The organism is Allocoleopsis sp. (genome assembly GCF_036703385.1).
Classification (GTDB): Bacteria; Cyanobacteriota; Cyanobacteriia; order Cyanobacteriales; family Coleofasciculaceae; genus Allocoleopsis.
The window spans coordinates 1-4,889 of record NZ_DATNPA010000161.1; the positions used below are offsets into that span (position 1 = coordinate 1).

General features: G+C 48.2%; 5 protein-coding genes. 3 read left to right on the forward strand and 2 right to left on the reverse strand.

Annotation, left to right across the window (positions count from 1 at the left end):
• Window positions 1–660, forward strand: a 660-nt coding sequence (locus tag V6C93_RS08115) for an ATP-binding cassette domain-containing protein (protein ID WP_333476151.1), incomplete at its 5' end; no start/stop codon positions are given.
• A gap of 122 nt (window positions 661–782) precedes the next feature.
• On the opposite strand, the gene V6C93_RS08120 is transcribed toward V6C93_RS08115, so the two are convergent.
• Window positions 783–1,037: a hypothetical protein gene (locus V6C93_RS08120; protein ID WP_333476152.1), complete on the reverse strand. Its 255-nt coding sequence runs from the start codon at window positions 1,035–1,037 to the stop codon at window positions 783–785.
• A gap of 439 nt (window positions 1,038–1,476) precedes the next feature.
• Here V6C93_RS08120 and hflX point away from each other — a divergent pair, with 439 nt between their 5' ends.
• A complete protein-coding gene (hflX, locus tag V6C93_RS08125; protein WP_349262650.1) occupies window positions 1,477–3,210 on the forward strand; it encodes a GTPase HflX in 1,734 nt (577 codons plus the stop codon).
• A gap of 328 nt (window positions 3,211–3,538) precedes the next feature.
• Window positions 3,539–4,144, forward strand: coding sequence for an HD-GYP domain-containing protein (locus V6C93_RS08130; protein WP_333476154.1), 606 nt, complete (start codon window positions 3,539–3,541; stop codon window positions 4,142–4,144).
• Between the two features lie 67 nt (window positions 4,145–4,211).
• Here the strand turns inward: V6C93_RS08130 and surE are convergent.
• Window positions 4,212–4,889 (reverse strand): 5'/3'-nucleotidase SurE (surE, locus tag V6C93_RS08135; protein ID WP_333476155.1); only part of this gene is annotated, 678 nt, incomplete at its 5' end.

Here is a 4,889-nt window from a genome sequence, read left to right on the forward strand (position 1 = left end):
ATTGAACGGGGCGATCGCGTTGCGTTTCTCGGCCCCAATGGTGCTGGGAAATCGACCCTCCTCCACTTAATCATGGGTATGGAACAACCCACTGAAGGCACGGTTGAATTGGGACAACATAACGTTCTTCCAGGTTACTTCGAGCAGAATCAGGCAGAAGCTCTGGATTTAAGCCGAACCGTCATGGAAACAATTCATGATGAAGTGCCTGATTGGAAAAACGAGGAAGTTCGCACCCTCTTAGGACGGTTTTTGTTTACTGGCGAGACTGTCTTTAAAAAAGTTGAGTCCCTGAGTGGGGGTGAAAAAGCTCGTCTTGCCTTGGCAAAGATGCTCTTACGTCCTGCTAATTTGCTGATTCTGGATGAGCCGACTAATCACCTCGATATTCCTGCCAAAGAAATGCTGGAAGAAGCCATCCAAAATTATGATGGCACGGTGATGATTGTCTCCCACGACCGTTATTTCATTTCTAAAGTCGCCAACAAAATTGTTGAAATCCGAGAGGGGGAATTCCGCACGTATTTGGGAGATTACCACTACTATTTAGATAAAATTGCTGAGGAAAAAGAGCAGGCCAGGTTAGCTGCGAGCGCAGCCGAAAAAGCAGCCAAGAAAGCCGCGAAGGCAGCGAAGAAAGCTGACGCCAAACGCCGCTGATTTTTTGTATAGTCAGTCAGTTCAAATAGGGGGTAGAGCTTACGCACCACTGAGCTAAGGACGCCCCCTATTTTTAGAAGCTAAAAACAGGGGGCATCAGTCCCACTTCAATGACTATACCGCTACCACCAAAACAGACCTTCAGCAGGAGAAGCAAAAATTCGCTTCTCTAGGGAAGCAATTGGGAGAACAATCGGCCAGAAGATCGTTGCTACTGCCAAGACTTGCCAGCATAACCGCTTTTCTGAATCTGACAAACTAGTATCTTGTCTAAAGCGTTTAAACCAGCTAGAGAAACATTGGATAGCCGTTGCAAAGTAAAGTACAGTCAGGATTAGGGATAATTCTTGGTAGCTTCCTGCGTCGATAATACACATCGACTAATACCCCTTACTAGTTTGGTTTTCTTGACGACAGATTTTGGAAAATCCTTAGGCACCCTTAGAGCTAAGGTCTCAAACTGAAATTAACGACTTGATTCTGACCTTTCTCTACACTAGATTCCTCTGCAAGAGGAAGGATGGCAATGGTTTCAGTAATATACTAATGGTATTAATTTACATGAAAATCTTTTGTAAAATACGACATTGTTAATTAAAATTTATTAAAGTTTCCGGAAAGCAACAACTAACTACGAATAAGGGGTGCATTCCAAATATTGGCAACTATACCCCCATTAGGGGCGTACAGTGGTGCGTCTCTACGAAGCCGAACTTTTCCTGCATCGCCCCTAGCTAAAAGAGATACGCTTCCGACCTGTTTCTGTAAAATAGGATCAGATGGATTCAGGAACCAGTCAACTGGTCAGAGACGCCTATCGAGACTATCTACGGTAATCTTCAGGGTTTAAAGTCCAGCCAACTCAAGCAGTTACAACGGCTGTATCACCAGCGCGTTCCGAGCGATCGCTTGACAACGCCAGAGTTTGCCCAGCGATTGGCAGCCATTAGCACGGACATCAAACAACCGCTGTGTACTTACATCAATCGCCGGGGACAAGTCATTCGCGTGGGAGTTGGTACCGTCTCTCAAACTAAAATTCCTCCCTTAGAATTGCCTCGCTACGGTGCGGAACGACTGTCGGGAATTCGCTGTATTGCTACTCAGCTCAAGTCAGAAACCCCCAAAGAATCAGCCTTAACCGCAATGGCGATTCAGCGACTCGACGCCTTAGTGGTGCTGACAGTGACAGAATCAGGATTTGAGCGCCGAGGGGGTGGTGCGACGGGTTATGTCAAAGAAACCTACTTAGCTCACCTAGTCCCGCGCACCGAGCAAGGTGTTCAGAATCTAGATGACCGCCCTCAGCCTTCTGGCGCAGAACTTGGTTGGAGTGTGTCACCACCCATGAGCGTGGATATGCTGACCAAACAGGACTTCCTGGATTTGGTCGAAGGACTAGAATCCGAGTTTCGCCGAGAATTTGTTGCTCAACAAGTCGATGCCGACCAAGACCGGGTGCTAATCGTTGGGCTGATGACGGATGGCAGCACTCAAGAGCGATTTGAAGATGGCTTGGCAGAAATTGCTCGGTTGGTGGAGACGGCAGGTGGAGAGGTGTTGCAGACAATGCGGCAAAAGCGATCGCGTCCTCACCCCCAAACTGTGGTTGGCGCGGGTAAAGTTCAGGAAATTGCCCTAACAGTCCAAACCCTAGGAGCCAATCTTGTGGTTTTTGACCGCGACCTCTCACCTGCACAAATCCGCAACATAGAATTACAAACAGGTGTCCGGGTTGTAGACCGTACCGAGGTTATTCTGGATATCTTTGCCCAACGCGCCCAATCCCGCGCCGGAAAATTGCAGGTGGAACTGGCCCAGCTAGAATACATGCTACCCCGTCTCACAGGACGTGGTCAGGCGATGTCACGGTTAGGCGGTGGTATCGGTACTCGTGGCCCCGGTGAAACTAAACTGGAAACGGAACGCCGAGCTATTCAGCGTCGCATCACCCGACTCCAGCAGGAGGTGAACCAGTTACAAGCCCATCGCTCACGCTTGCGGCAACGGCGTCAGCGACAAGAAGTTCCTACGATTGCAGTAGTCGGTTATACCAATGCTGGAAAATCCACTCTGTTAAATACACTAACCAATGCCGAGGTTTATACGGCTGATCAGTTGTTTGCCACCCTTGATCCCACCACACGACGCCTACCCATTGCCAACGCCGTCACTGGTGAACCCATCGAAATTCTGCTTACCGATACCGTTGGATTTATCCACGAATTGCCCCCCCCGCTCGTGGACTCCTTCCGCGCCACTTTAGAAGAAGTCACGGAAGCCGACGCTCTGCTGCATTTGGTGGATTTATCTCATCCGGCATGGCAAAATCATATTCGCTCTGTAATGACCATTCTGTCGGAAATGCCCGTCACACCAGGGCCGATCCTTGTGGCGTTTAACAAGATTGACCAAGTCGATAGTGAAACATTGGCGCTGGCTCGAGACGAATTTCCGCAAGCCGTATTCATTTCTGCCAGTGAGCGGTTTGGGCTGGAAACGCTGCGTCAAAAACTGGCTCAGTTAGTTCATTACGCCCTTAATCCATAGAAGTATCCTCATCTACCTCACTCAAAAGAGCGATTTTGCCTTAGTGAGAGTGTAGAATTAACAAATAGGGCTGTCCGCGCCTGGTAGAGCTGACAGTGGCACAACCGTTGCCATAGAGTCAGTTTTTTCGTTTTTGCCCAGATGATGGACAAGGAAAATCTTTATGTGAATAAATGGGTGATACCATAAATTACCTTGCCCCGATGAGCGATTATTTCAGGGGTCGGCTGTCAAAATGTGCTTTGGATCGGGGGAAGGTTCATTAATACTTGTATTGTCACTCTTAATCAATCCAGCAAACCTAAAAAAAGACTAACGTTACAGTTTGATGCTTCGTTCTGGCGACGCTGAGATTTTAAGTTTTCTAGAGCAAATCCAGCTGGCTCGAAACCTTGCAGTTGGCTTACGCTGCTATCGTCTGCGAACCATGTGCCTAAACTTGGCACGTTGGCTGAAATTGGAGCAAGAACAAGTACGCCAACTGATTTTCTTAAGCTACTGTCACGGTCTAGGGAAAATTGGCATTCCCGACTCTATTCTGCTCAAGCCCAGTTCTCTGAACGAGCAGGAGTGGGCGAAAATTCGAGAGTACCCCGAAGTCTCAGAGCTCATCTGTAATCAGCTTCCAGTACTCAGGGAGTTTGCCCCTCTAGTGCGCTCTCATCAAGAACGGCTGAATGGTACTGGCTATCCGGATGGATTGCATGGCGACGAAATACCTTATATCGTTCAGGTCTTCCAACTGGTTAATATCGCGGATGCCATTATTAGTAAGCGGCTTCATCGCACCAGCACTACTTCTACGAGCGATCGCCCTTACTGGGTGCAAGCCGTTGAGGAAATTAGTAAAGAAATGGACGTGGGGGCAAGAGACCCAGAACTGTGCGAAAAGTTTTTTCGGTTTCTTGAGCTTTACTATCGAGGCGGCGGTTGATTAGGGTTGAAGGTTTAAAGGTTGAAGGTTTAAAGGTTAGAACTTTCAACTTTCAACTTGCTAACTTTCAACCTATGCCTAGTCCCATGTTCTGTAAGCTGTATACTCCAGGCACATCAGTGAGATTGTATTGTAAAGGTGTCACCGTTATATATTTGTCTTGAATAGCCTGAACATCGGTTGGCACATCAGGGGGAAGGTGGAGATGGGCAGGCTGTTCGACATCTTCAAGCACTTCACCGGCTAACCAATAATACGTTTTGCCTCGTGGATCAACTCGTTTCTCGAAGGTGTCGAAATAGCGGCGAATGCCTTGACGGGTGATGGTGACTCCGGCGATTTCTTCCGGTTTTACAGGTGGGACATTGACATTCAGCAGCATCACTTCAGGGAGCGGCTGCTTAGAGAGTTGAGTAATTAGCTGTTTGGCAAACATCGCTGCTGCCTGAAATTCCTGCGAGGTATGACTCGCCAAACTAAACGCAATGCTGGGAATCCCTTCAATCACACCTTCCATTGCCGCTGAGACAGTGCCAGAGTAAAGGACATCTGTACCCAGGTTAGAGCCATGATTGATGCCCGAAAGGACGAAATCGGGCGGGGTATCAATTAATGCCCCCAGTGCCAACTTCACGCAGTCTGAGGGCGTTCCTGAACAAGACCAAGCTTTAACCGTTGGGTGAAAGATTGACTCAACTTTTTCGGCACGAATAGGGTCGTGTAAGGTAAGACCATGACCTGTTGC

Excerpts from the sequence above, each read along its gene's own strand:
- V6C93_RS08120 (WP_333476152.1), bottom strand. The coding sequence starts at position 1,037 with ATGTGTATTATCGACGCAGGAAGCTACCAAGAATTATCCCTAATCCTG.
- V6C93_RS08130 (WP_333476154.1), top strand. The coding sequence starts at position 3,539 with ATGCTTCGTTCTGGCGACGCTGAGATTTTAAGTTTTCTAGAGCAAATC.